At 36.6% G+C, this 26,801-nt stretch carries 20 protein-coding genes and 2 pseudogenes; 13 read left to right on the top strand and 9 right to left on the bottom strand.

The window, feature by feature from the left end:
* A partial coding sequence (locus JGH11_RS03185; RefSeq protein WP_201110114.1) for an IS1 family transposase occupies positions 1–263 on the top strand: 263 nt, incomplete at its 5' end.
* Positions 264–393: 130 nt separating this feature from the next.
* Here JGH11_RS03185 and JGH11_RS20115 read toward each other — a convergent pair.
* Positions 394–867 carry a transposase gene (locus JGH11_RS20115; protein ID WP_236263845.1) on the bottom strand — a complete coding sequence of 158 codons (474 nt, stop codon included), beginning with the start codon at positions 865–867 and terminating at the stop codon, positions 394–396.
* A 621-nt stretch (positions 868–1,488) separates the two neighbouring features.
* On the opposite strand from JGH11_RS20115, the gene JGH11_RS03175 reads away from it, so the two are divergent.
* From JGH11_RS03175 to JGH11_RS03120, 12 genes are all read left to right on the top strand, one after another.
* Positions 1,489–4,674 (top strand): TonB-dependent receptor, encoded by a 3,186-nt coding sequence (locus JGH11_RS03175; protein WP_201110113.1) that lies wholly within the window; start codon positions 1,489–1,491, stop codon positions 4,672–4,674.
* A 12-nt stretch (positions 4,675–4,686) separates the two neighbouring features.
* Positions 4,687–6,372: a RagB/SusD family nutrient uptake outer membrane protein gene (locus JGH11_RS03170; protein WP_201110112.1), complete on the top strand. Its 1,686-nt coding sequence runs from the start codon at positions 4,687–4,689 to the stop codon at positions 6,370–6,372.
* Between the two features lie 31 nt (positions 6,373–6,403).
* Positions 6,404–7,120: a DUF1080 domain-containing protein gene (locus JGH11_RS03165; protein ID WP_201110111.1), complete on the top strand. Its 717-nt coding sequence runs from the start codon at positions 6,404–6,406 to the stop codon at positions 7,118–7,120.
* An 8-nt stretch (positions 7,121–7,128) separates the two neighbouring features.
* Positions 7,129–8,478: a glycosyl hydrolase family 28-related protein gene (locus JGH11_RS03160; protein ID WP_201110110.1), complete on the top strand. Its 1,350-nt coding sequence runs from the start codon at positions 7,129–7,131 to the stop codon at positions 8,476–8,478.
* A 45-nt stretch (positions 8,479–8,523) separates the two neighbouring features.
* Positions 8,524–10,662, top strand: a complete 2,139-nt coding sequence (locus tag JGH11_RS03155) for a GH116 family glycosyl hydrolase (protein WP_201110109.1) — start codon at positions 8,524–8,526, stop codon at positions 10,660–10,662.
* A gap of 6 nt (positions 10,663–10,668) precedes the next feature.
* Positions 10,669–12,093 (top strand): sulfatase, encoded by a 1,425-nt coding sequence (locus tag JGH11_RS03150; RefSeq protein WP_201110108.1) that lies wholly within the window; start codon positions 10,669–10,671, stop codon positions 12,091–12,093.
* Between the two features lie 17 nt (positions 12,094–12,110).
* Entirely contained in the window at positions 12,111–13,424 is a 1,314-nt protein-coding gene (locus JGH11_RS03145; RefSeq protein ID WP_201110107.1) for a Gfo/Idh/MocA family protein, read from the top strand.
* Positions 13,425–13,450: 26 nt separating this feature from the next.
* Positions 13,451–14,086, top strand: coding sequence for a collagen-like protein (locus JGH11_RS03140; RefSeq protein WP_201110106.1), 636 nt, complete (start codon positions 13,451–13,453; stop codon positions 14,084–14,086).
* Positions 14,087–14,117: 31 nt separating this feature from the next.
* Positions 14,118–14,813: a DUF1080 domain-containing protein gene (locus tag JGH11_RS03135; protein ID WP_201110105.1), complete on the top strand. Its 696-nt coding sequence runs from the start codon at positions 14,118–14,120 to the stop codon at positions 14,811–14,813.
* Between the two features lie 51 nt (positions 14,814–14,864).
* Positions 14,865–15,470 (top strand): collagen-like protein, encoded by a 606-nt coding sequence (locus JGH11_RS03130; RefSeq protein WP_201110104.1) that lies wholly within the window; start codon positions 14,865–14,867, stop codon positions 15,468–15,470.
* 64 nt (positions 15,471–15,534) lie between these two features.
* Entirely contained in the window at positions 15,535–15,891 is a 357-nt protein-coding gene (locus JGH11_RS03125; RefSeq protein WP_201110103.1) for a hypothetical protein, read from the top strand.
* Positions 15,892–15,975: 84 nt separating this feature from the next.
* Complete coding sequence (locus JGH11_RS03120) at positions 15,976–17,439, top strand: sulfatase (RefSeq protein WP_201110102.1); 1,464 nt, start codon at positions 15,976–15,978, stop codon at positions 17,437–17,439.
* Positions 17,440–17,564: 125 nt separating this feature from the next.
* Here the strand turns inward: JGH11_RS03120 and JGH11_RS03115 are convergent.
* From JGH11_RS03115 to JGH11_RS03085, 8 genes and pseudogenes are all read right to left on the bottom strand, one after another.
* Positions 17,565–18,769: pseudogene (locus tag JGH11_RS03115) on the bottom strand (IS256 family transposase).
* Between the two features lie 94 nt (positions 18,770–18,863).
* Entirely contained in the window at positions 18,864–19,766 is a 903-nt protein-coding gene (locus JGH11_RS03110; RefSeq protein ID WP_201110101.1) for an AraC family transcriptional regulator, read from the bottom strand.
* 164 nt (positions 19,767–19,930) lie between these two features.
* Positions 19,931–22,051, bottom strand: coding sequence for a hypothetical protein (locus JGH11_RS03105; protein ID WP_201110119.1), 2,121 nt, complete (start codon positions 22,049–22,051; stop codon positions 19,931–19,933).
* Between the two features lie 86 nt (positions 22,052–22,137).
* Positions 22,138–22,560: pseudogene (locus tag JGH11_RS20110) on the bottom strand (RagB/SusD family nutrient uptake outer membrane protein).
* Positions 22,505–23,047, bottom strand: coding sequence for a hypothetical protein (locus JGH11_RS20105; RefSeq protein ID WP_236263844.1), 543 nt, complete (start codon positions 23,045–23,047; stop codon positions 22,505–22,507). Before JGH11_RS20105 ends, JGH11_RS20110 begins: the two are co-directional and overlap by 56 nt.
* A 291-nt stretch (positions 23,048–23,338) precedes the next feature.
* Complete coding sequence (locus tag JGH11_RS03095; protein ID WP_201110100.1) at positions 23,339–24,742, bottom strand: putative oxidoreductase C-terminal domain-containing protein; 1,404 nt, start codon at positions 24,740–24,742, stop codon at positions 23,339–23,341.
* 25 nt (positions 24,743–24,767) lie between these two features.
* Positions 24,768–25,976: a mannonate dehydratase gene (gene uxuA, locus JGH11_RS03090; RefSeq protein ID WP_201110099.1), complete on the bottom strand. Its 1,209-nt coding sequence runs from the start codon at positions 25,974–25,976 to the stop codon at positions 24,768–24,770.
* Positions 25,977–25,988: 12 nt separating this feature from the next.
* Positions 25,989–26,783 (bottom strand): SDR family oxidoreductase, encoded by a 795-nt coding sequence (locus JGH11_RS03085; protein WP_236263843.1) that lies wholly within the window; start codon positions 26,781–26,783, stop codon positions 25,989–25,991.
* Positions 26,784–26,801: the final 18 nt, after the last annotated feature.

The raw sequence follows: 26,801 nt of genomic DNA, 5'->3' as shown, positions 1-26,801 counted from the left end.
GGGGAAAAGTCAAAAAGCAATCCACAGGAATAGTTGCTACAGATTATTGGAGAGTGTATAATGAAACTATCCCTGAAGAAAAATTGGTTCAAACAAAAGCTGAGACTTATACTGTAGAAAGCTACAATGCGCTAATAAGACATTTCTTAGCCAGATTCAGAAGAAATTCAAAATGTTATTCCAAAAGTAGTGTGACAATGGAATTATCCCTGAAACTGCTGATGGCTAAGAGGAATAAATTAATATCTATACAAAGTTACTAATCCCTAAAAATCAGATAAATGAATGCAATGGCAATTTTGCCCATCGTATGGATTAAGAGCCCGGCTGTTGACCTGACTTTTTGCGCTCTTTGAATTTTTGTTTTTTCATTCAGCCAGTTGAAAAATGATTCTATAGGCTGTCTGACCCTAGAAACAGCGTTTGAAAACAAATCGTAAAAGCTTTATTTCGCTGCTTTTCTTGTTCAGATTGTTCATTGATACTTTTAACAGGAGTAAGCATTTCAATATTCCGATCCAGCTTCTTTTCGTCATTAAAATACTCAAAATCAGAATATATTTTGTCTCCAAAAATTATTCTGTTGGATATAAGATCTCCCAAATTCAGTTTAAAGATAGTCAGATCGTTATCTTCTGTGGGAGAAAATGTTATACTCTCAGGAAAAGGGATTTTATCCTTTCTGCTAAAAGCTAAAGCATGAAGTTTGAGACCATAATAGTATTGTTTCTTTGTTGAGCAAAAGCCTTTATTTACAACCCCACGAGCTACTTTGGCTTCTCTATTTCGCCCTGCACAAGTAATTATCAGCATAGAATCAATCAGTGAAATATCTAAATCACAATCATCGGGTATGAATGAATCCATCAATCTTTGGGATAAGATTTTAAAGCATTCTGACAAACGATTTAATCTTAAATTAAATGTTTGATATGAGGGCAATAAAGGGAACCAAGAAGAAAGATACTCTTTTGCAAAAGAATGCATATCTTTAATCTCGAAATATTTTTGACAATGGCCTGCAAATAAGTAGATTGTCATTATTTTCTGATCAGTGAAAGCCGGAATATTATTATTGATGTAACGTTGGCAGCAATACTTTAATTCTGAATCGTATAAGTCACAGATATACATATAAATTCTTATCAATTTAAGCTCTTGCTTCTTGGGAATCATGGTTAAAAAAATGTGTGGTAATATTCCTTTAATTTAATGATTCTCAATAGATCGAGCCAACATTTAACATATATTTATTTGATTATCAATATTTTAATCAACTAAACTAGAGAACAGTTTCAACTACTGATTCACATTAGTAATAAAAAAAGATTAAAAAACAAAGTTTAAGTATCATTATAGACAGTATTTTAAACGGATAACTATTTACATTCGTTTCTACATGTTAGCGAAAATATAGTACTAGAAAATAAAATCTTGTGATCAATCACAGCCTGTGCAAATAAAGTAAAATAACCTAATGAAAAACACATGAAGAGAAATAAAAAAATGTCAATATCACTAAAAAGAGGAGCACTCTTTATCGTTGGATGGATGTGCTTTGGCTCCGTTGTTTTGGGTCAAACTATAACGGTTAAAGGGACAGTAACAGACAGACAAAAGGAGCCACTTGTGAGAGTAACAGTCCAAACTGTAGCCCCCCAAGGAGAGCAATCAACTGTTGCATTTACCGATATGGATGGAAACTTCACATTGGCTAATATCGCTTCCGATGCAAAACTGAAAATATCTTATATAGGGATGGAATCTCAAGTAGTTAGTGTAAATGGAAGGACATCAATTAATATTATACTGAACGAAAGCGAAGAATACTTGAACGAGATTCACATTCATGGTTATGGAAATTTGACTAGAGACGAAGAAACTTCTTCTACTTCAAGTATAAAAATGGGAGATATGGCTAAAGAAAGACCTGCAGTAAGCATTTCAGATTTAATGCAAGGGCAAGCTGCAGGGCTTCAAATTATAAACAACTCTGGAGTTCCTGGTTCTGAAATATCAATGCATATACGAGGGATAAATTCTTTTGGCAACCATGACCCTTTAGTTGTAATAGACGGTGTGATTATGGAAGGATCGGGAGGATGGAGCGGAGGAGCCACTACAGGGGATATTTCACAGTCATCGGCGAGTCCCTTTTTGGGTAATAGTGCTTTGGCAAGTATAAACCCGAATGATGTGGCTTCCATCGAAGTATTGAAGGATGCTGCAGCTACTGCAATTTACGGTTCCAGAGCTGCTAACGGTGTGATTTTGATAACCACAAAAGAGGGTGTCCCAGGAAAAAGTAAGGTAGAGTATAACTTTAATATGTCGACTACGAAGATAGGAAAACATTACGAATTGCTATCATCTAAAGACTATATGGATTATTATAACGAAGCTTACAAAACAGAAGAAGAACGTGGAACATTGGGAGTAAATGTGACGCTTCCTTTCCCTGAGGAAGTTTATGAAAAGAATCTGGGAATTGATACAGATTGGCAGGATGAAATTTTCAGAACCGGAGTGTCTATGGATCATCAGATATCTGTTTCGGGTGGTGATAAATTTTCCCAGTATCTGGTAAGTGGAGGTTACACCAAATCGGAAGGAATAATCAAAACCTCCCAATTAGATAGATATTCGGCCAGAATAAATTATAATAGGACACTTAGTGAAAAAGTAAGAGCAACCTTTAATGCATCCTATTCGGATACAAAGAACCAATCCGTACCTCAAAGTGTACCTGCTGCCTCAAATCAGGCAGCGCTGTCCGTTATATCGTCAGCTTTGGCTCGTGAGCCTTTTAATAGAGTTACAGAGGAAGGTGAATATATTTCGGAAGAAGATGTAAATAATCCACTTTCTTTGTTGCACGAAAAAAAAGATATTTATATAGCAAAAAATCTGATGGGGAGATTAAATCTTTCGTATGAAATGCTCACCGGATTAGTTTTTAAGTTGAATGTGGGTTATACTAGAAAATGGAATACGAGAGATGCTTATTTTGGACGAGGAACAATCGCAGGAAGACAAGCACCAAATGGCTATGCAATTATGTATGATTCAGAATCAAGCAGTTTATTGAGCGAATATACAGTTTCTTATAATGGGAGAGTAACAAAAAAAAGCAGGCTTAATCTTGTTGGTGGTTTCTCATGGCAAGAAACAGAATCTCGATCAAAATCTATCAGTGCATCTGATTTTCCGAGCGACATATCATGGTACTATAATTTGTCATCTGCAGGCACAGTACAAAAACCAATAACTTCTTTTCCAGTCCCATCTCGCCTAGCTTCCTTTATTGGACGAGCCATATACACCTACGATAGCCGATATGTATTCGCTTTTTCCGGACGTTATGATGGATCTTCCAGGCTTGCTCCGGCAAATAGATGGAATTTCTTTCCGGCTCTTTCAGGTGCGTGGAATATTGACAGAGAAAAATTTATGAGAAAAAATAAAACTTTCTCACAAATGAAGTTCAGGCTCGGTTGGGGAATTACAGGTAATCAGTCTGTATCTGCAGGAAGTAGTCAGGCTATATACGGGGGACAATCTGGAGCTTTTGGAAACAAAATAATAGCTGGATATTTTCCCGGTAGATTCGAAAATCCATATTTAAAATGGGAGAAAACTTATCAGTGGAATGTAGGAGTTGATGTGGGTATTCTCAAAAATCGCTTCAAATTTACAGCGAACTACTATAACAAGAAAACGGTGGATTTGATAGGCTCGGCTCCCATACCTGCAAGTACAGGATATACTGCCTATACAGGGAACATGGGGAAAATTCGTAATGAAGGTATTGAACTTGAAGGAAATGGGCAAATTATAGAAAGTGATAAAAATCAATTTACTTGGGAGATATCAGCTAATATTGCTTTCAATAGAAACAAAATATTGAGTCTTGGCGATGTAGAAGAAAGAATAGCCAGCCGAAATTATTTTGGGTCAGTATCTACTCATAGTAGTAGAGTTGGTGGTCCTATGTATATGTTTATAGGTTATTTGGTAGATGGTGTTTATCAGAATCAGCAGGAAGCAGATGCCGGACCTAAAGATGAGGTTAGTCCTATAAACTATCCCGGAGCTCTCAAGTTTGTAGACTCTAATGGTGATAATAGAATAAATACAGCAGACTTAGTCGAACTAGGAAGTCCTTTTCCTGACTATACCTTGGGAATCTCAAATACCCTTGGCTACCAGAACTTTCACCTTACTATATTCGTTAATGGCAGTATAGGAAACAAAATAGCTAATCTAACAAGATATAGAATGGACGGATTAGTTGCCTCAAATAGATGGAATACATCCCGTGAAGCATACGAAAATGCATGGAGAGGGGAAGGAAAGTCAAACACTTACACTAGGCCTGTGCTAACTTCGAACCAACCTTACAATGGTCGTCTTACAAATCTTATACTAGAGGATGGAACATACGTTCGTCTGAAAAATGTTACTCTTTCCTACGATATTCCTCTGGCAAAACTGGGGGTTAAGTTTATGACATCGGCTAAAGTATTTGCTACAGGAACAAATTTAGTGACTTTCACTAAATATTCAGGATATGATCCCGAAGTCAGTGGCGTCGGTTCAAATTCTCCAGGAGTCGATTTTTATACAGCTCCTCAAGGTAGAACATTTACATTTGGCATTAATATTGTCCTTTAAAAATATTGCAACATGAATACGTCTCGAATAATACAAAAAATTAAAGTTTTTATACTCATTATTACTGTTTCTCTGCTATCTAATTGTAGTCTAGATGAGGAACTTAGAGGTGTGCCCAATAAAGACTTTATAAAAAAAACAAGTGACATACAGCTTTTGGTTGATGGAATGTATGCAAGTTTCAATCCTAATGCATTCAAGCTATATCTATACTATATGATAATAACAGATGATATTGTGTATGCTAACTCTCTTAATGCAGAAGTTGTTCAGACAGCTAATCGTACGTACGATTCTACAAATACTCGGAATCAATTGCTCTGGAATACTTTTTATAACATACTGAATGGAGCCAATCATCTTTTAGCTTTTATAGAAGACAACAGGGAACGTTTTTTAGATGCTGAAGGAAATGAACCCGAGATCTTGACAGAAGCCAGAGGACATGCACACTTTGTTAGAGGATTTATATATTACTATTTGGTCAGGCTTTACGGAGGAGTACCATTAAGAACTAAAAACTTCACGTTGGAGGAAGAAAAATTCTTAAAAAGAGCTTCTGTAGATGAAGTTTATAAGCTAATTTTTGAAGATTTAAAACAAGCGTCTTTGCTTCTACCTACAAGAACAAATAATACTGTCCAGGGGTTAGCAACAGAAGGAGCAGCCGAAGGAATACTAGCATCTGCTAGCCTGACATATGCAAACTATTTGGATTATATGAATAAAGGGGATAAGATAGAATATTACACTCAAGCAAAATTTTATGCACAGAAAGTAATCAATTCTGGTAATTATTCCTTAGTTGACGATTTTGCTAGGTTATGGGATGTAAATCTTGAATCCGAAAATTATGCGACAGAAGTTATCTATGGTATCCAATATACAAGAGATCCATTCAATAATTTACGTACTTCTTTAGGTTCGCACTTTGCTCGCGACTATGGTCCTAATCAAGCTATCGAATTCTCGAAAAATTCGGTTGGTATTTATCCTGTACAGCCATATATATATGAAATATATAGTTCGGGGGACTATGCCGGAGATTATAGAACTAAGGTTTCGTTTACCACAAATTGGAGAAGGAAAGATGGCAGAGAGATATTGTCGTTTCCTGAAACATTACCGACTCCGCCCCATGATTATGGAGTTAGTAATTTTCCGTATATCGCTAAATACAAGGATGCAAGTGCTACTGAATATAATGCTGAAAATGATATGTACGTAATAAGGCTAGCCGAAATGTATATGATTGTAGCTGAAGCCGAAAATGAAATAAATGGACCTACTCAAGAGGCTTATAATGCATTTAATACCATAAGAGAACGTGCCAGAAAAGCAGATGGAACAGCTTCTGCAAATCCCAAAAACTTGGCTGACGGCTTGAGTAAGGAAGAGTTTAGATTGGCTATCTTTTGGGAGCGTGGTTTGGAGTTTTTGGCAGAAGATCTTAAAAGATTTTTTGACCTGATCAGAATGAAAGCACCGAATGGGGATGTTATGTATATGTATCAAATAGAGAAATTTTTACCAAAAATACCCGAAGGTGCCCCACGATATGTAAATGGCAGTTGGATTGGCGGTAGAAAAATAAATGAACCGTTTAAATATTTTACAAGAAGAAACTTACTGTTGCCTATTCCTAAATCGGAGATAGATAATAATCCTAATTTTGGAGGACAGAATCCCGGTTGGTAATCTAAATGAACAACTAAATTTATTAAAAAGTATGATGAATATCAAAAAAGCATTCTACTTCGTGCTACTTATACAAATCATTGTAAGTGGTGCATGTAATACAACAAAGGAGTCCGATGTTTCTTGGGAGAATCTTTTCGATGGCAAAACACTAGAAGGATGGCATGGATACAATAAAGGGAACACTCCTGTTGATAACTGGATAGTTGAAGATGGAGCACTCGTCTGCTTGGGAAGCGCTCCTGGGCAGCCTAATGGTTCACTTGTAACGGATAGAGAATATGAGAATTTTATTTTAGAATGGGAGTGGAAAATTGATAAAGGAAGCAATAGTGGCGTCTTCTATCATGTTGTGGAAGATGCTATACAATACGAGAGAGGACCACAACAAACAGGCCCGGAGTATCAAATTATAGACGATGAAAATTTCCCGACAGAACTCGAAGATTGGCAGAAAACAGGAGCAGACTATGCTATGTATATACCTAACAAAGAGAAAAAAATGAATCCGCAAGGTGAGTGGAATACTAGTAAAATAGTGTATGACAACGGAAAAGTAGAACATTACCTTAATGGAGAAAAGATAGTTGAATTCGTAGCCGGCTCTGAAGATTGGATAACTAAACGAGAAAGTGGAAAATGGAAAGATTTTCCTGGTTATGCAAAGGTTAAAAAAGGGGCTATTGCTCTGCAAGACCATAATAGCAAAGCTTATTTCAAAAATATTAAGATTAAAACATTAAAATAAGAAAGAATATGAAAAACTCTACAAATACTATTCTATTGCTACTAGGTATTATATTAGTCACCACTAATTGCAACTCTGATGTTGAGGTGTTGGAGGATATTCAGATACCGAAGGGAGCTGATGCTGTTGCTTACAACAACGCTGTTACTTACAATATGGTTGATTACGGAGCTGACAACGAGGGTAAAGTTGACTGTTCCACGTCTTTTAATAGAATTTTGACAGAGATTAAATCAAACAATGTAAAATATGTTGATATATACTTTCCACCGGGGAGATACAAAGTTTCGAGACGGCTTGTTTTCAATTCGGAGTCGTTTAAAGGTTTTGATGTACATAAGGGATTTATTTTCAGAGGAGCAGGAGAAGATGTTACCGAATTAGTGTGTGACAACGATGCAGGAGTTTTGTCCTTCAACGTTAACACGAATCTATTTACCGCTACCATCAAAGATCTAAGTTTTGTTACTGCAAGAGATGGGAAAGGAGCTGCGATTCAGTTCAATACAACTGATGGAAAAAATGCGGGAGATCATCATTCAAGAATGCTTCAGGTAAAGAATGTACTGATACGAGGAGAGAAATTTAACCAGGGACATTTTAAGAATGGAATTTTGTGCTATAACGCCTGGTATCCATTGATTGATAATGTTAAAATAACTTCTCGTTACGGACCGGATAGTAAGAACTACAAAATGAATATCGGTATGCTATTTGAAGATTCTTATAGCCCTTTAGTCACAAACTCTTATTTTTGGGGTACTGCTTCATATGGCTTTCTTTACAGAAGAGTCAACCTCCCTGTCGATCAAGGACCTGAAGATGGTATCATAAAGGATTCGTATTTTGTAGGGCAAGATCATGGGATTTATGTCGATCTTAAAGATTATAATTATTGGACCGAACCCGCTTTTCATGTCACAAATTGTCATATAAACTATCAGAAAAATGGAGTGTTTCTAAAAGGGGTGAGACAAGGATTTATAACTAATAACCTTTTTTATTGCCTGAATAAAGCAGGAAGTAAATTCTTAAACAATAACGACCCGCTGGAAGCCTATTATTCAGTTGATATAAATTGCCATTACGCAACGGATCTTATCATATCAAACAATCAGTTTCAGGAACCCTCTACTCTAAAACGTGCAGCTATAGATATCTCTTCAAGATCGGCGAATATCTCTATAAATGACAATATATTCAACTGTGAAGGTATAGGTATCAGAAATAGTTCAACAAAAACCAGCTATGCTGTAAATAATATTTTCGGAGGTACTCCGAATTTTACCGGTTCCGGTGTAAATCTGACTCGATATGTGGATAATGCTGGAGGCTTGAAGATTGTTGATATTCAATGAAAAAAAAATTATGTAGCCCACTTATGAAATAAAACAATAAAAAAGATGAAGTTTGTAGCCTATATATTAGCATTAGTTTTACTATCGATCCCTTTCAATTCTGCAATTGCGGAGCCAAAAGAGGATGTAGCATATTGGATTGCCTATCCTGGAGAATTTGGTATTCTAACTCATAAAAACCTGATGACACGGCGAACAGAACGCAATCAGCACATCCCCGCAGGTCTATATAGGGTTGATGTACCTTATGGTATTATCCAGTTCAATAAGAGAATTACACTTCAAAAACCGGAGAAAGCCTCTTTGCATGTTGATGGTAAATTCTATATACGAGGTATACAGGGCAAAGGAACTCATTATGACTATGATCCAACGGATTTTGAACTGCCGGCGGGCGATTACACTATGATCATTTTGGTTGAAAACTTTGAAGGACTTCCGGCTATTCATTTTAAAAGTCCCTCGTATGTTTCAGATGATTCTTGGCATGTCAGTGCCTTAAATGGAGAACTTATTCCTGCTGAGCAATTATCTTTTACAGATCCGACTATGCTTCCTTCAGATTATAAACTAGCTGTGAAGCCTATCGAGTCTATTGTATTAAAGAAAGAGGAGAATAGTATACTATACGATTTTGGAAAAGAAACATTCGGTTTCCCCATTCTTCATAACGTAGAGGGGAAAGGGAGGTTGTACTTATATTATGGTGAAAGTATAGAAGAGGCTATGGCGGGAAAACTGGCCGAAACATGGGATATAAGGAAGGTAGATAGCGATGTTTCATATATTGATACTATTCCTACAAGAGCTTTTAGATACGTTCAAGTCGTGACCGAAGGAGATGTAAAACACACTAATCTATCTGCAGACTACGAGTATTTACCTTTAGATTATAGAGGTGCATTCAAATCTTCGGATCCGTTGTTGAATAAAATTTACGATATTTCATACTACACTCTGCATCTTTCGACAAGAGAAGTGCATATAGATGGAATAAAAAGAGATCGCTGGGCTTGGAGTGGAGATGCTTATCAAAGCTACCTTATGAATTTTTATACCTTTTTCGATGAAGATGTAAATAAACGTACCATGTGGGGGCTAAGAGGTCATGAACCTCAAACCAGACACTTAAATTCCATTTTAGATTATACTTTTTATTGGTTGATTGGCATTTACGATCACTACGTATACACCGGAGATATTGAGTTTATCAGGCAAATATATCCTAGAATGAAAAGTACTATGGATTTTTGTTTAAGCAGACTCAATGAAAATGGAATTGCCGAAGGACAAAGTACCGACTGGGTATTTGTCGACTGGGCACCCATACAAAAAACAGGAGAACTCTCTTTCGAGCAGCTTTTGTTTATAAAAAGCTTAGAAGCAATGAAAGTATCTGCTGAGCTGGTAGAAGACAAACCTATGCAGGAGAAAATGACCAAATTGTATAGTGACAAAATCAACCAATTTAACGATATTTTTTGGCAAGATGCCGTAGGAGCGTATTTACACCGTAGAGTCAACGGGAAACTATCTGAGGAAATAACTAGATACACTAATATGTTTGCTATTCTGTTAGATATAGTTAGCGAAGAGAGAAAGCAAAAAATTAAGCACAATGTTCTGCTCAACGACTCAATATTAGCTATAACAACGCCTTATATGAAATTTTATGAGTTGGCGGCACTATGTGAAATAGGAGAACATAAGTATGTATTAGACTATGTAAAAGATTATTGGGGAGGGATGATAGATCTCGGAGCAACTAGCTTTTGGGAGGCCTATGACCCGTCTCTGCCCGACAATGAGCATTATGCTATGTATGATCGTCCATTCGGAAAGAGCCTTTGTCATGCTTGGGGAGCCAATCCTGTTTATTTGTTTGGCAAGTATTATTTAGGAATAAAACCGACAAAGCCAGGGTATAGAGAATATATTATAGAACCTAATTTGGCAAATTTGAAATGGATGGAAGGAACTGTTCCAACTCCTATTGGAGATATAAAACTATCTGTAGAAACGAAAAAAATAATAGTTCATACTCCTGATTCAAATGGTGGAGTGCTTCGCTTCACTTCATCTAAAAAACCAAAGGTGTCTAACGGAATATTAACACAGGTGAATAAAAATGAATTCGAATTGAAACTGAATCAAGCTAACTCCGTATATGAAATAAATAGATAATTAGTAATGAATAAAAACACTTCTAAATATAGTATAGGTGTAACAGCGTTAGCACTATCCACCCTTTCGGTTCAACAAATGAAATCAGTCAATCTGAAAGGGAAAAGACCTAACATTATATTCATTTTGACCGACGATCAACGTTGGGATGCTATGGGATGTGCAGGTAATAATATTATTAGCACGCCCAATATGGATGCTTTAGCTAACGAAGGTATCTATTTTCAAAATGCATTCAGCACTACACCCATCAGCGCGGCCAGCCGAGCTTCTATATTAACAGGAATGTATGAAAGAACACATGGGTACACTTTCGGTCAAGGAGCGTTAAAAGAACAGTATGCACGTATTTCTTATCCTGTCTACCTTAAAGAACATGGATATTATACGGGCTTTTTTGGAAAATTGGGAATAGTCTATCAAAAAGCCGATGAACTTTTCGATCAATCCGATTTTTTCGATCGTAGGGACGACTTGAAAGATCGCAGAGGATATTATTATAAAACAATAGAATCGGATACGGTACATTTGACTACCTATGCAGGCTACAAAGCCAGAGACTTTATTTTAAATGCTCCCACAGATAAACCATTTTGCCTGTCAATAAGTTTTAGTGCACCTCATGCACACGATCCTGCCAAAGATCAATACTTCTCTGATCCTGAATATGCTTCGATATATGAGCACATTACCATTCCTCCTCCATTGTTAAAGGATGATAAGTATTTTGAAGCATTACCCAAAGAAGTACAAGAAGGATTCAATCGTATTCGTTGGCATTGGAGATTTGATACAGAGGAGAAGTATCAACAGTATGTAAAAGCCTATTACCGTATGATTACACAAGTGGATCACGAAATAGGAATAATACGCAAGCTGCTAAAAGATAAAGGACTATCAGAAAATACAGTTATTGTATTTGCCGGCGATAACGGATATTATTTAGGAGACAGACAGCTAGCAGACAAATGGTTGCTACATGATACATCCATACGCATTCCTATGATTGTATATGACCCGAGAATAGAGGGATCAAAAAAAATAGATGAACCGGTGCTGAATATCGATATACCAAGTACTATTCTAGATCTAGCTCTAATAGATCAGCCTGTTTACTATCAAGGAACCAGTCTTTTAAATTATTATCAAGATGGGAAAACAGCACCAAAAAGGGAGTCCATTTTGTTTGAGCATCTGTGGGATAAAAAAGAGATCCCATCATCGGAAGGCATACGAACGTCGCGTTGGAAATATTTCCGATATCGAACGATAGATGCACCGGAAGAACTGTATGATCTAAAATTAGATCCGTTAGAAACAAATAATTTAGCTTTAGAATCAGCATATAGAGAAATTGTGCTACAGTTAAGAAAAGAATGTGAAGAACAAGCGACACAATACGGAAATAAAAAATTAGCAGATATTAAATAATAGACTATAAATATACTATGCACAACAGAAGATCATTCATTAAAAACTTAGCAATGGGAGCTACAGCATTCAGCTTACTTCCCAAGATGTCCTTTGCAAAGCATTTTTCGGAAGCGAAACAAAATGAAGAATTAATCCGATTAGCTGTAATAGGGAAGGGCAGAATGGGCACAACAAACCTAAAGGCTTCTTTGACAACTAAAATGTCGCAACTGACTGCTGTTTGTGACGTTTATGAGAAACGTCTTCAAGAAACTATCGATGAATATGGTAAGGAAATTTTAATTTCTCGAAATTATCGCGATATCATACACAGTGATAAAGTGGATGCTGTAATCATAGCAACTCCCGATCATTTGCATCAAAAGATAGCTTTAGAAGCTATGAAAGCAGGCAAACACATTTATTGTGAAAAACCGATAATTTATCGGATAGCCGAAGGTAAAGAGCTGATACGAGCTCAAAAAGAGAATAAAGTAATTTTTCAGACTGGTAGCCAAGGTGTTTCCGCATGGGGTACAGAACTAGCCCGATTAATTACGGAATCGGGATTAATAGGTCCTGTAAATTTAATTGAAGGCGAATTTACAATTGCTCCTAACGATTTGAAATCATTTGTGACTCCTAAAGATGCAAACGAAAGTACAATTGCGTGGGATAGGTTTTTAGAAAATGCTCCGAAAAGACCTTTTGATGCCCAACGCTTTTTCCAGTGGAGAGGCTGGCAAGACTATAGTTCCGGATTAGCAGGAGACTTGTTTGTCCATGTAATAGCCAGTGTACACTATATTATGCAAGCTCAAGGTCCAGAACGAGTCTATTCGACTGGAGGCCTAAACTATTATCGAGATGGAACAAGAGATCTACCGGAAGTAATGCTTAGCTATCTTGATTATCCTAACATGGGAAACAAGGGAGCTTTTACATTAGCATTGCGAGCTAATCTGGTAGATGGAATATCTAAAAAGTGGAGCAGCACTGACTTTACTATGATAGGTACCAAAGGAACTATGCGAGTAGAATGGAATACTATAACTCTTAAAACCAGAACTAGAATACCTAACGAACTGTTTAAAGGGTTGATGAGTTTGGGAGTAGGAGAACCTAAAAAAACGGTTGTGCAAAATCAACATATATATGAGTTCAGTAAAGTTAAAGGACTTGGGAGCGCTCATGTCAATCATCATAAAAATTTTCTTCAGGCAATAAAAAACGGAGAAAAACTTAGGGCAGATATAGACTTCGGAATCAAATCTGCAACAGCAGCGTTGCTCTGTAATGAAAGTTACCTGCAAAAAAGTGCGATCAAGTGGAATTCAAAACAGATATAAATTTTAACGTTAAATTAAAATACAGTATGAAAAAACAGAATATTTTAATGGTTATTATTCTTCTTATTCTCTCAGGGGTTATACTATCCTGTTCTGAAGAATCGATGCAGGGACCTGTAGGAGTTAAAGGCCCACGCGGAGATGTTGGAGAAAAAGGAGATAAAGGTCAAACTGGGGAAGGTACGGCACTTGTACTAAAATACAGTCTTTCCCTCGATAAAGGTGCAACAAAATGGGCTGATGGGGATTGGAGCGGTGTCCTAACAGGGATAGGTAATGGAGGGGTTAGCTATGTAATCAAAGATAGCGATTTCGGTGGATTGTCCCTTAACTCTACAAATCATTTAGTAGTTGCATATGCGCGTCCAGAAGGAGTTGTAAATTATTCGCAGAAGAAAATGCTACCTTACATTTTTGGTGTAAATAATACTTATGGCATAAAAATAGAATTGCTGGCTAATAGAGGGAATTATGGAAATATATTTATGTCGAGATCAAATGCCAATGGTTGGGATAACGTAAACTTGAACTGGGGAATCGCTCCTCAGAAAGTTTATATAGATATATTCTTTATCGAGACAAGAAATCCTGAAGGGGTGGAGGCTACTTCTTTCAGAAACTATGAAGAGCTGAATAACTTCTACATCAATCAAATGAATTAATATCAAAAGAATACAAATAACTCTTCGCTTTATGAGAAGTTCAACTAAAACATTTATCTGCTTTTTCTTATCAATCTATATAGGAAGTATCGGTATGGAAGGTCAGACTAATGCTCCTCAAAAAATCTATCAATTGACCTCGGAAGAGAAAAAGAGTGGATTTAAGATTCTGTTCGATGGAAGTTCCTTGGATCAATGGATTGACTATAACGACCAATATTATATACGAGAAAAATCAATTGTAAAAAAACCGGGAGGAAATGGCAATTTATACTCCAAAGAAGAATATAAAGATTTTATACTCCGATTTGAATTTCAACTGACACCTGGTGCTAACAATGGGATAGGGATCAGACATAAATTGATGAATACAAATAGAGGATACGATGGAATGGAGTTACAGATTATAGATAACGATGCCCCCATATATACGCACCTAAAACCGGCTCAGTATCACGGATCTCTGTATATGGATATTCCCGCCAAAAGAGAAGGGATGAAGCCGATTGGAGAATGGAATGAGCAAGAAGTGAGAGTAGAAGGGTTGAAAATCAAAATTATACTGAATGGTGTTTTGATTTTAGATGGTAACATCGGAGATTTACCTAGCCAACGTCTCAAAAGAAACCCTAGACTCTTATACGAAAAGGGACACATAGCTTTCTTAGGACATGATTCCGAGGTTATGTTTCGGAATATAAGAGTGAAAGATTTGGAAAAACAGTAAATATAATATTTTATAAGCAATTAAAAAGTCTAACTTAAATAGATTATCAAAATGAAAAAAGTAATAAAAATTTTGTTCTATTCTCTATTTATGTCCTTCTTTTTCTCATCATGCATGGAGGAAGGATTACGCGGACCAGCCGGAATCATAGGTGATCCAGGAGAAAAGGGTCCGGTAGGAGATAAAGGGGACGATGGTAGGGGCAATGTAAATGTATTGAAATACACTTTCAATATAGAAATAGCCGATTGGGTAGAAACTGACTTAGGTGACGGTAATATTGTTATGTCTTATATAATTCCGGAGACAAGTACAGGTAATATTTCATTAAAAGATGAGAACTACCTTGTCTATGCGTATGCGCAACCGGGTTATAGCAGCTATCCACAAAGAAAGATTCTTCCTTATGTATATGGGGTCAATAATAACTATGGAATTCGCATAGAATTATTATTAGGGGACAATACAGATGGATCTAACGCAATGATTGCAATGTCTAAAGCTATAAACGGCTTTGGTAATGGAGCTTTAACTGAAGATGAAATGCCGCCAAGCGTGGCAATTGATATCTTCCTAATCAAAATGACAGATTTGGATGATTCTCAAGCTTCTGCGAGCTACGACTACGAAGTATTAAATAGTCTTCGTTCTAACTAAAAATAAAGGCTCTTTGTCAAAAATAAAGAAGTCTAAATTTTCTACACTTATAAAAAATAATACGATGAAAAAGATTAAAATTATTTTATTGATAATATCAATGGCTGTCTTTACTATTCACTTGGGTTATGCACAGCAAAAAAGATCCGAAGATAAAGCTCATGAACGTAAAACCTCAATGATAAAAACATATAAGTTATCAGAGGAGCAAGGAAAGCAAATCTATGATGCAGCCTTAGAGTTTTGGAAAACTCAGGAAGAATTAGAGGCAAAAAAAACACCAATCCCAGAAAGGAGAAAATTAATGCTAGAAGCAGATAGTGTATGGAAAGCAAAAGTCAAGGAAATTTTCACAGAGGAGCAACATGATAAGTTTATGAGAATTCAGGAAGCTCTGAAAGCTAAGAAAAAGAAAAAATAATTTTCACTTATATATATGGAGAATACTCAGAAATATAATCAGAGGAGTAGTATTCGATAAAATTTTATAAAACAATACAAGTATATGAAAAAAATAGGATTATTCGTATTTGTCTTTTTTTACTGTTACTATATTTTTGCCACAGAAAAGAGGAACAAACCAAATGTGATTCTGATCTTCATGGACGATTTGGGCTATGGAGATCTCACAAGTTATGGTGCCTTAGGATATAAAATGCCTAATTTAGATATTCTGGCTAAGGAAGGAATGCGTTTTACCGATCTTTTGGCAGGTCAGGCAGTATCTTCTGCATCGCGTGCCGCATTGATGACCGGTTGCTATCCCAATCGTATTGGATTCTATGGAGCCCTTTCTCCTTTTACAGAATATGGGTTGCACAGTGATGAAGAGACTATAGCGGAACTCTTGAAATACGAAAACTATGCTACTGCGATAGTGGGGAAGTGGCACTTAGGTCACCAAGAAGAATTTTTACCTCATAATCATGGTTTTGATACATTTTTTGGACTCCCTTATTCTAATGATATGTGGACGGTAGGATATGACGGAAAACCCATAAAACCAGCGGCCGGAAGAAAATCTGTGCCACCACTTCCTCTGCTCGAGTCGAAGCGAGGCTCTCATCAGATAGATACCACGATGATTGTGGCAAATTTGGAAGATCAAGCAAAACTGACAACCCTCTATACAGAACAGGCCGTAAAATTCATAAAAAGTAATACGAATAATCCGTTCTTTCTCTATTTCGCTCATTCAATGCCGCATGTACCCCTAGGTGTATCAAATAAGTTTAAAGGGCAAAGTGAGCAAGGACTTTATGGGGATGTTATGATGGAAGTAGACTGGTCGGTAGGAGAAATAATGAAAACACTTAAAGCTCAAAATATCGATGACAATACTCTTGTTATTTTTTTAAGTGATAATGGTCCTTGGATCAATTTTGGAAATCATGCCGGAAATACCGGTGGACTAAGAGAAGCAAAAGGATGTAATTTCGAAGGTGGTATTCGGGTACCTTGTATTGTGCGTTGGCCTCACAAAATTGAAGCGGGTAGTATATCAAACAAATTGTCTAGCAGTATTGATATTTTGCCCACTATATGTGAAATTGTTGGAGCCCCGTTACCAAAGCAAAAGATTGATGGTGTTGATATTTCTTCGATCCTTTTTGGAAAAGACGAAACACCCAGAACTGAGTTTTACTACTATTATAAAAAAAACGATTTGGAGGCAGTCAGAAAAGGCTCATGGAAATTGGTATTTCCTCATAAGCATCGTTCATATGAAGATGTTTTACCTAAAAATGATGGGTTCAGAGGAGCATATAAGGTTGGAGAAGTAACAGAACTTTGCCTCTACGATTTGAGAAGAGACCCTGGAGAACGCTATAACGTAGCAGCAATGTATCCTGAGATCATAAAAGAATTACAAGAGATTGCAGAAAAAGCGAGAGAAGATTTGGGTGATAACCTGACCAAAAGGCAAGGAAAAAATAGGAGAGCACATGGAGAGTTGACTAGAGAGTAAATTTTGCGATAAATGGGACTGTCCATAGTTTTGTGTAAACGCCAACTACAAGGTCGAAGTTTTATCATATAAATTCTTTCAAATCTCCCCCCCAAAAAAAACGGGGGAGTTTGAAGGAATTTTTTTTACCGGTTCACTCTTTCCCCAAAGATAACCAAAAACTGATTAAAAATAATTCCCCAGTTCCAAACAGGTTGAGTCCATTTCTTCTCTATTTCACAGATCGCCAGATACACAGACTTCTTCAAAGCATCATCTGTAGGGAATGAAAGCTTATTTTTAGTATACTTTCTGCTTGTACCGTTCAGATTTTCAATTAGATTAGTGGTATAAAAATCTTACGAATTTCAAGAGGAAAATCATAAAATGAGGTTAATTCATCCCAGTTGTTACGCCAGGAGCGGATAGCATAAGGATATTTAGCACCTCATTTCTGTTCGAAAAGGTCTAGTTCGGAACCGGCTGCCCCTTTGGTTGGAGCATTATAAACTCCCTTCAAGTCAGATGTAAAATCTTTCTTCTTTTTCCATACCACATAACGACAAGAGTTGCGGATTTGATGTACCACACAGATTTGAGTTGCCGATTCCGGGAATACACTCTTTATAGTATCTGTAAAGCCACTTAGATTATCGGTTACGGTAATAAGTATATCTTCTACTCCACGGGCTTTTAAGTCTGTAAGAACGCCCATCCAGAACGAAGCTGATTCAGTTTTACCAACCCACATGCCAAGTACTTCTTTAAAACCATCCTTATTAAGGCCAACACACAGATAGACTGTCTTATTGATGACTTTACCGTTTTCCCTGACTTTGAAAACGATACCATCCATCCAGACTATCAGGTATAAGCTTTCTAATGAACGGTTCTGCCATTCAACAGCGGATTGGGTAACTTTGTTGGTAATATGGGATATGGCGGAGGTTGACAGATTCACTCCATAAATCTCATGCATCTCTGATTCTATATCCGATACACTCATGCCTTTGGCGTATAGGGAGATAACCAGCTTCTCAATAGATAAACCCCGGCTTTGATGTTTGGGTACAATTACAGGTTCAAAATCATTTTCTCTATCCCGCGGAACTTCAATGATAGCTTCTCCTTGTTTGCCCTGAATCTTTTTAGGATAGCTCCCATTACGCGAATTACCCGTGTTAATAGCTTCTTTGGAGCCTTTCTCATAACCTAAGTGAGAATCCATCTCTCCCTGGAACATTTGCTCATAAACTTTCATATGAAGCTCGCTGATGAAGGCTTCTACATCTTCTTGTGTCTTGAATTGACTCAGGAAATCCTTGCTTAAAAAATCTTTCGGAATGTCCATAATAAACACTTTTCTTAAAGTTATTAATAAATGAAAAACTACAAGTTTTTCAACCTGTAGTTTTCATTTACACATTATTCTGGACTGTGTCGTCTCATAAATTTTTACCTTGAGTGAATTCTCTATATTCATTTGGTGTATAATCTGTATGTTTTTTAAAAATAGTACAAAAACATTCAGTATTACTGAATCCAACGTCAAGGGCTATTTCTTTTATCCTAAGATTTGAATTAGTGAGTAATTCCTTACTCTTGTTTATTTTTATTTTTTGAATATATTGTGCCGGAGCAAAACCTGTATATTGCTTAAAAATTCGCCGAAACCATGAATAGCTCATATTTACTTTTTCAGCTATCTCTTTAGGGTTTATACCCATATTAAAGTTTTCGGCCATCATAATTTTCGCTTTATTTATCTGATTTACGACCTGTAGATCTTCAAATATTGAAAATCTATCGTAAGAATAGGCATAGCCTAGCAATAAATTTACTATTCCCGCAAGCATTTGCTGATAGCCGGATTTTTGTTCTATAGCAACACGAATGGCTTGTTTATAAAGACTGACAATATCGTCTTGAATACCTACATTGAAGATTGGTTTTTGAGTCTTGAAAAATTTATTTTCTACAATACTCTTTATATTCTTGCCACTAAATCCTATCCAATATTCATCCCATCCTGTCTTTTTACAAGGAAAGTAAGTATGCCATTCAGCAGGAAATAACATAAACATATGCCCTTCTTTAATTTCTGTTTTTTTCAGTTCTTTTGACTTAAATGTACCTCTACCTTTTACAATATATAGGAGTTGAAATTCTTCAAGAACACGTCCCCTGTCAGCTGAAAATAAATATCTTGTCGGATGATTTCTCGGAGGATAGGACTCTCCACGAGAGATACTTTGAAATCCAACTGAGTTGGTTGTTAGCCCCCACGAGGCATCTTGTTCATTTATCGGTAAATATTTTAGCTGTATAGCTTTTTGATGTTCTTTCATAGCATATACTTTTATAAAGTTTAGTTACCATATAGAAATATTAATCATAAAGGAATGAAATGCTTTCTTATGTTGAGTGTCTTCTAAGATAACAAATAAATTGGATTTATCCAACTTATATAAAGTCAGTTAAATCGAATTATTCTATTACAAAATATTCCTATTTACGGCATGGATATTAAACCTTCCCATCTTACATTCCACTCATCATTCTTAGGAAATCCAGGTGTATCCCCTGTCTGTCCATCCCAACCTGCACACATCATTGCTATCGCAGTAAGTAAGCCTCCATTTCCCGGTAGATATATCCGTAATCGCTCATTCTGATAATTATGCCCATTAGAGAGATAGGTGTTTGTCCTTTTGTTCATTAATAAGGCTCCTACAGCTTTTTCCGGTTCTCCTAAACGAGCAGCAGACATAGCTACCATAGGAAAATCCCAGCCCCATGTATGATCCCAGTTCCAATTACTCCATATCCAATTAAGCGTATTTCTCATCGTTTCACCCTGAAACAAATCACATTTAGGCAATATCCCATAAGCTCCCAATACAGCCATATGATCTGAGGTGAATCGAGAGTCCTGATATGTTTGCGGAGCGGATTCCGCAGCAAGATACAGACCGTCTTTTTCTGCTAATACAGATAATCGATTAATAATATCATCCCATTTAGGCTCACGTTCCAAACCTGTTCTTTCCCGCCATTGTTGAGCAACCGAGAGGCCATAATGCCAGTAAGACAATTCAAAAGGAGAATTTACCGTTTCCTCTGGGCGCATCGTCTCCTGCGCAGGGATCATTCCTTTAAGAACATAACGCTGATTTACAGAATCCCAGAAGGCAAACGAGGCCATAAACTTTGCTGTTTCAAACACAAGGTGTTTATATTTTACCAATACCTCCTCAGATTGCTTTTGTCTGTAAATCAATTCTGCCAGATAAATAATATGAGGCTGTTGCCAGATAAGAAAGGGTCCTATACAGGATGGAGAATCCTGCCCGGAAGGGTCGGTCATTTTCATCCATCGTATTCCTTCAAAACCTTGACGCTCTGCCGTTTTTCTAGCAACAGGTTCTACTTTAGCATACCAATCCAGACTTCGCTCCAACAAGTCCAACCTATTCCATAGAGCAAAATGTACGGCATGCCACCAGTGCATTTCCAAATGGAATTTTCCATACCAGCTATTATAGGTCAAACCTGTTTCCTGAGGAGGTTCAATACCGGAGCATTGAATTGCAGTCAGGTATTGAGATAAGACGATACGCCGCTCAAGTTCCTCAGCCCGTTTATCTGTACTTCCTGAAAGATCTACCGCTCCTCCGCTTTTCCAGAAGTGTTTCCAATAATGAACTGTCCTTCTTTTACTTTCGGCAAAGGTCGGATGTGGGGCGTCTGGCAAAGAAGGCAGGAATTCAACTGTAAACTTCACCTCTTTGCTTGATGGTAATAAAACAAAATAGTGCGGTTCCTTTTCTAAAACCTCCATATTCCCCTCCCAACAAATCTGAATATAATAACACGTACTGTCTATGTCCCGTTTTATCACCAACTCACTATTCTCCCATCGGATTATTTTACTCTTATGCCTATCCGGGCTATTCCAATCACATCCATCATCCGTATCTTTTGCAGTTGGATAAGGAAAACGCAGATTTAATCCCAGCCGTTTTTGGAAAATCAAATCAGAATTAATCCGTGCTACTATCAAGTCTTTTTCCGGATGACAGAAGCTTTGTACTTTTACCGGGGTGCCGGTTATAGAAAACCGACTCTCAATTATTCCGGTCCATAAGTCAAGTCGCTGATCTATATCGGAAAGGTTTTCTATATAAACAGGTTCCCCTTCTTTATCAGATAATTCCAATCCAACTGTTCCCAAATGCAACCGATGGGGATTGGCACGCATATAGTTTACGGCATTCTGCCGACGACCACTTTCTCTGACTTGTATGGGATAGGATTCTAAATGGCCATGTCCAAAATCATAAGTCTCTAAAGTCTCGTCAAACAAGTAATTACTATCGTTGGGAAAACTATGCCAACCCCAGTAAGATTGTGTTCCGAGAGGAACTCCCTGAGCATAATGCTCTGGGAAAGTCTGCAGACCAGTAATATCGACCGTAAATGCGAAGTTTCCATTTCCTGCGGACAAAGAGGTTAAAGGATCGACAGACTTTAGTACAGGGTTATGCCGCATAACAAGTGCTTCTCTGTCTATTTTACTAGTGACAGAGCACGAAAGGAACAAAGTACATCCTACCATAAGTAAAGCTTTCATTCTATTTCTAATCATCATACTGTAACTCCTTATTTTAAAGTGACTAATATAAAGATAACCTATATTTATTAAAAGTATCCTTTTCATTATTTATATCCTGTATTTTGTGTGATTTCACTACATACATTCCGCTCGATTTCAGCATAAGGTATCGACCAGAGATTATGATAATCCTCAATGGTATGTCCTGTCTTGGGATTATAGCGGCGGTTCCGGTCAACTAATTTACCCATACGGGTAAGTTTCACCATCCTGAATTCTTCAAAATACAATTCTCTCAAGCGCTCATCCAAAATATAATCAATATCGATTTACACTGATTTTACAGGTTTTACATTTGCTCTTTCTCTTAATATATTTATGTCCGCAGCCGCCTTTTCCTTATCTCCAGCACCTAAATAATCTTCCGCCCTCAACAAGTAAGTCTCTGCGAGTCTATATGCATAGCCGTCTTTATATGATTGGTCCGCACTCTTTAATGGCAGATGTTTTCCAAATGCCGTCACCATTGGCGTCTTTTACATATAACAGTTCAGGAACCTTTCCGATACTGGAAAACTTAGTGATGATTAGATACCAGTAACGAATTGGATCGATCTGGCTTGAATAACCGTCTTTTACCATATTATATTCTGAATTTCTTATATCATTATCATAATCGCCTTCCCAAAGTTCATTAAAGAAATAGGTGGTCAGTTGCATCCATCCTATTCCACGTACTCTTTTCATATCCGTAACACCTAGAAATACAGTAGTTTTAACAGGCAGTCCCTCTTCTTTTTCGGCTGTTATCTGAATGTTTTGATAAAAAGGAATGATTTCCCTTGCCCGTTTATCTGTTGTTGAAAATACTGCATTCAGATAATCGTATTGAAATACCCACAAACTTTCTTTATTACCACTTTGCCTATTCAAATTACTGGATCTGAATAAATCGACATAAACTCCACCTTTTTTCGTTGCTTCACTACCAAACCGTTCCGTCATCAACCCCATGGCCGGATAGTTTATCACAGCACTCGCAGCGGCAATAGCTTCGTCCTATTTATGTAAAGAAATACATGCTTTTGCTAACAAATGTAGTGCAACCTGTTTATTTACTTTTCCATCCTTTACTTTGTCGATATCGTCCAGATATTATTAAAATATTGATAATAGTCAAGGTGTTTTCCTACAATAAGAGGTACAAGAACACCACTAAATTCTCCGGACATAGTATACCGATAATGGAAGCAATAGCTCTACCAGGAAATTACCTATCTATATCCCCCTGTATTATTACTGATTTTATTCATGCTTTTGTGATTGCTTACCTTTAGCTATTTCTAATGCTTTTGTTGTTATATAATACTTAGCAATCATGTTGGGAACTTCCCAATCCGGCAGCTTCCCATCTTTTAGATATTGCAAATAATTCTCAGTAACTTGAGTAAAATGAGCTTCATGACCTACTCTGTATGAATCCGGAATATTTATCTGCCAAGTATTATCAAGAACTTTTGTTAAAGAAATGCCTGGATATTTCTTTTTTATACCTGATATACTATTTTCTAAAGTTTCTGCAAATGAGATTAAATTAATACCCTTAGCAGCTTCAATAAATAATTCAGGTTTGTATTTTTGTTCTTTACCTTGAAGAATAATCAAATTTGATTTACTTCCTTTCATTATAGAATAATGGGTATCGCCACCACCTTTTGGATAAGTATATTCCCATGTAACAGAAACTTTAGCAGTTATTCCCTTTATTTTATATATAATTTCACCATTCGAGGATACATTGAGAGTATCGTTAACAATGTGTTTGTGCAAGTAGTCCGGATAGTAGTCCAATCCTGTTACTTGTTCAAACTGACCTTTAGATATTGAAGTAAACCAGCGATTAGCATCTATTATTTCAATATCTTTATTATAATCAATTATAATATCAGGGAAAGCTTCCCATTGAACCAAATCTACAAGATGAGTAGTGACATCCACTATCCCTTCACCTTCCTGCTCTACATCAAAAAACCAGGCAGGACGTTTTAAAGGATTCCCTGATACTTCTTTATAGAAATGATGTACACTTTCCTTTATTATCGAAGGTTCTTGTAATGTCCCTTCCAGTTGTTTCCCATAAATATCTGATACCAAAGAAAGCTCTCGTTGAAGTATTGTGGTTATTTCATATCGCTCTGTCATAACATCATAGAGTAAGACATTGTTTTCTTTTGCAATATCAAAACACTCTTTCAAAAGTTTGAAATTAGAAGTATTTATCGCCACAGGCTTATCAGCTAACACATTAATTTTAGCTCTTAAGGTATTTTGGATATATTCTGTTTTTTTTCTATTATTACCCGCGATAACCACCACATTCCCTTTTTTTTCTGAAACCATCTTTTCGAAAAAGTCATTTCCTTTGTATACAATTTCGTTCCATTGGGTAGGTGATTCTAAACGATTATTGTATGCTTCTATTTTTTTCAAATGCTCATCTAGTTCATCTCCTTCGGGTGCGTATACATAAACATTATTTGATACATTGGGATAAGATTTCTTTTGTACTAAAGCTGCATGAAAATGTCCGGGGTCAAGTGTGATTAGCTTTATTTCATCTGCTTTTTTGTTATCAGTAAAATTACATGATGATAAAAGGAATGTTACAGATATCAACATTGCCATTTTGTTTAGATTATAGGTTATCATAGTTATTTTTCATTAAATTGTTACATTAAACATGAAGTAAGTTTCTCTCAATTCCGGTTTGCAGACCATCTATTTCGGCTAATCCTTTCAAACGGCCTATTAACGGATAACCAGGATTTGCTTCTCTATTAAAATCATCTAGTATTCTTAGCCCATGATCTGGCCGAAAAGGCATGCGAATATCTGTTCTTCCGTCATTTATTCTATTTATCTGTTCTTCCAGTAATATTTTCACAATAGCATACATGTCTACACAGCCTGACAGATGTCCCGATTCATAAAAGCTATTATCAGGTAATTGTACTGTGTTCCGCAGATGGATAAAATTTACTCTGTGAGCTAACTTTTGGGCCATTTTTACTACATCATTGGCATTGCCGGAGGATAATGAACCAGTGCAAAAAGTTATTCCATTAGCTACAGAATCATATTGCTGTATTATTTTTATAAAATCGTCCAATGTACTCGCTATACGAGGCAATCCTAACAAAGGAAATGGAGGATCATCGGGGTGTATACACATGTTGACCCCGGCTTTCTCTGCGATCGGAATAACATCGTGTAAAAAGGAGAAAAGATTATTTCTTAGTTGGTTAGCATCAATATGTTTGTATACCTTTAAATGTTGAAGAAATTTTTCTTCATAATTATTACTTTGTTCTACTACTCCATGAACAAATGCTTGCGTTTTAATAATTATATTATAAGCTAATTCACCTTGAGCTTCTTGAGACATAAGTTTGAATATTTCTTCAGACTTTCTCAATATTTCTTCAGGATAATCTTTATCAGCCTCTTTCCGTTTCAAAATAAATCTGTCGAAAGCCGCAAAAGTTGGGTAGTCAAACAGCATTGATTCGCTACATTGTTCAGTTCTATAATACAAATTCGTTCGCGCCCAATCAAGCACAGGCATAAAATTATAGCAGACAGTATCGATACCACAATCACCTAGATTTATTATTGATCTATTATAATTTTTTATAAGAGATCTATAATCAGATGAGTGTGTTTTTATACCTTCAGAAACAGGCAAACTTTCTATGACACTCCATCTAAGGCCATAGCCTTCTATTATGGTTTTCAATCTCATTATTTCATTCTTCTGCCATACTTCGCCGACTGGTATATGATATAGAGAAGTCACAACTCCCTCCACTCCCATTTGCCTTAAATAGGGGAGAGAAATACTATCTGATTCCCCAAACCATCTCCATGTTTTTTCTAATGCCATAAATCTTCTACATTATATTCCACTAAATGAGCTAAAACCTCCATCTACAGGTATTATACTACCTGTTATAAAACCGGCTTGTTCTGAACATAAGAAATGTATAAGGCCATTCAACTCGTTAATATCACCAAACCGCCCCATTGGAGTATGTGCTAATATTTTCAAGCTCCGATCTGTATATGTCCCATCCTCGTTTAAAAGAACTCGCTCGTTTTGTTTACCTATAAAAAATCCGGGTGCAATTGCATTTACTCGTATTTTTTCTCCAAATTTCATTGCCATTTCCATTGCCAACCATTTAGTAAAAATATCTACTCCACTTTTAGCGACCGAATAGCCCGGAACTCTCGTTATTGCAGAGATAGAAGCCATAGAACTGATATTAATGATACATCCCTCTTTTTGCTTCGACATAGCTTCTCCAAAGATTAGACAAGAATATATTGTGCCATTCAGATTCAGATTGGTAACCTTGTCGAAATCATCTATTTTCATATCAAAGATTGTCTGTTCTTTTTCTAAGGTTGCGCCCGGCATATTTCCTCCTGCTACATTCACAAGAATATCTATTTTACCCCATTTTTGTAATATCTCAGCACGAGCCGTTTTTAAAGACTCTATATTTAATACATCACTTTGGATACCTAAAAACTCACCTAAAGAAGAAAGTTCTCTGGTAGCTTTATTCAGACTTTCTTCACTACGTGTAATTACTGCTACTTTTACTCCTTCTACAATAAGGCTTTTAGATATGCTGCCTCCTAAAACACCTGCTCCACCCGTAATTACAGCTACTTTCTCTTTCATATCTATATTCATCACATC

It is taken from the genome of Dysgonomonas sp. Marseille-P4677 (genome assembly GCF_016652235.1).
In the GTDB taxonomy this organism is placed as follows: Bacteria; Bacteroidota; Bacteroidia; order Bacteroidales; family Dysgonomonadaceae; genus Dysgonomonas.
Note: the sequence above shows the minus strand (reverse complement) of the source record. Positions and strands in the feature narration are given on the sequence as shown.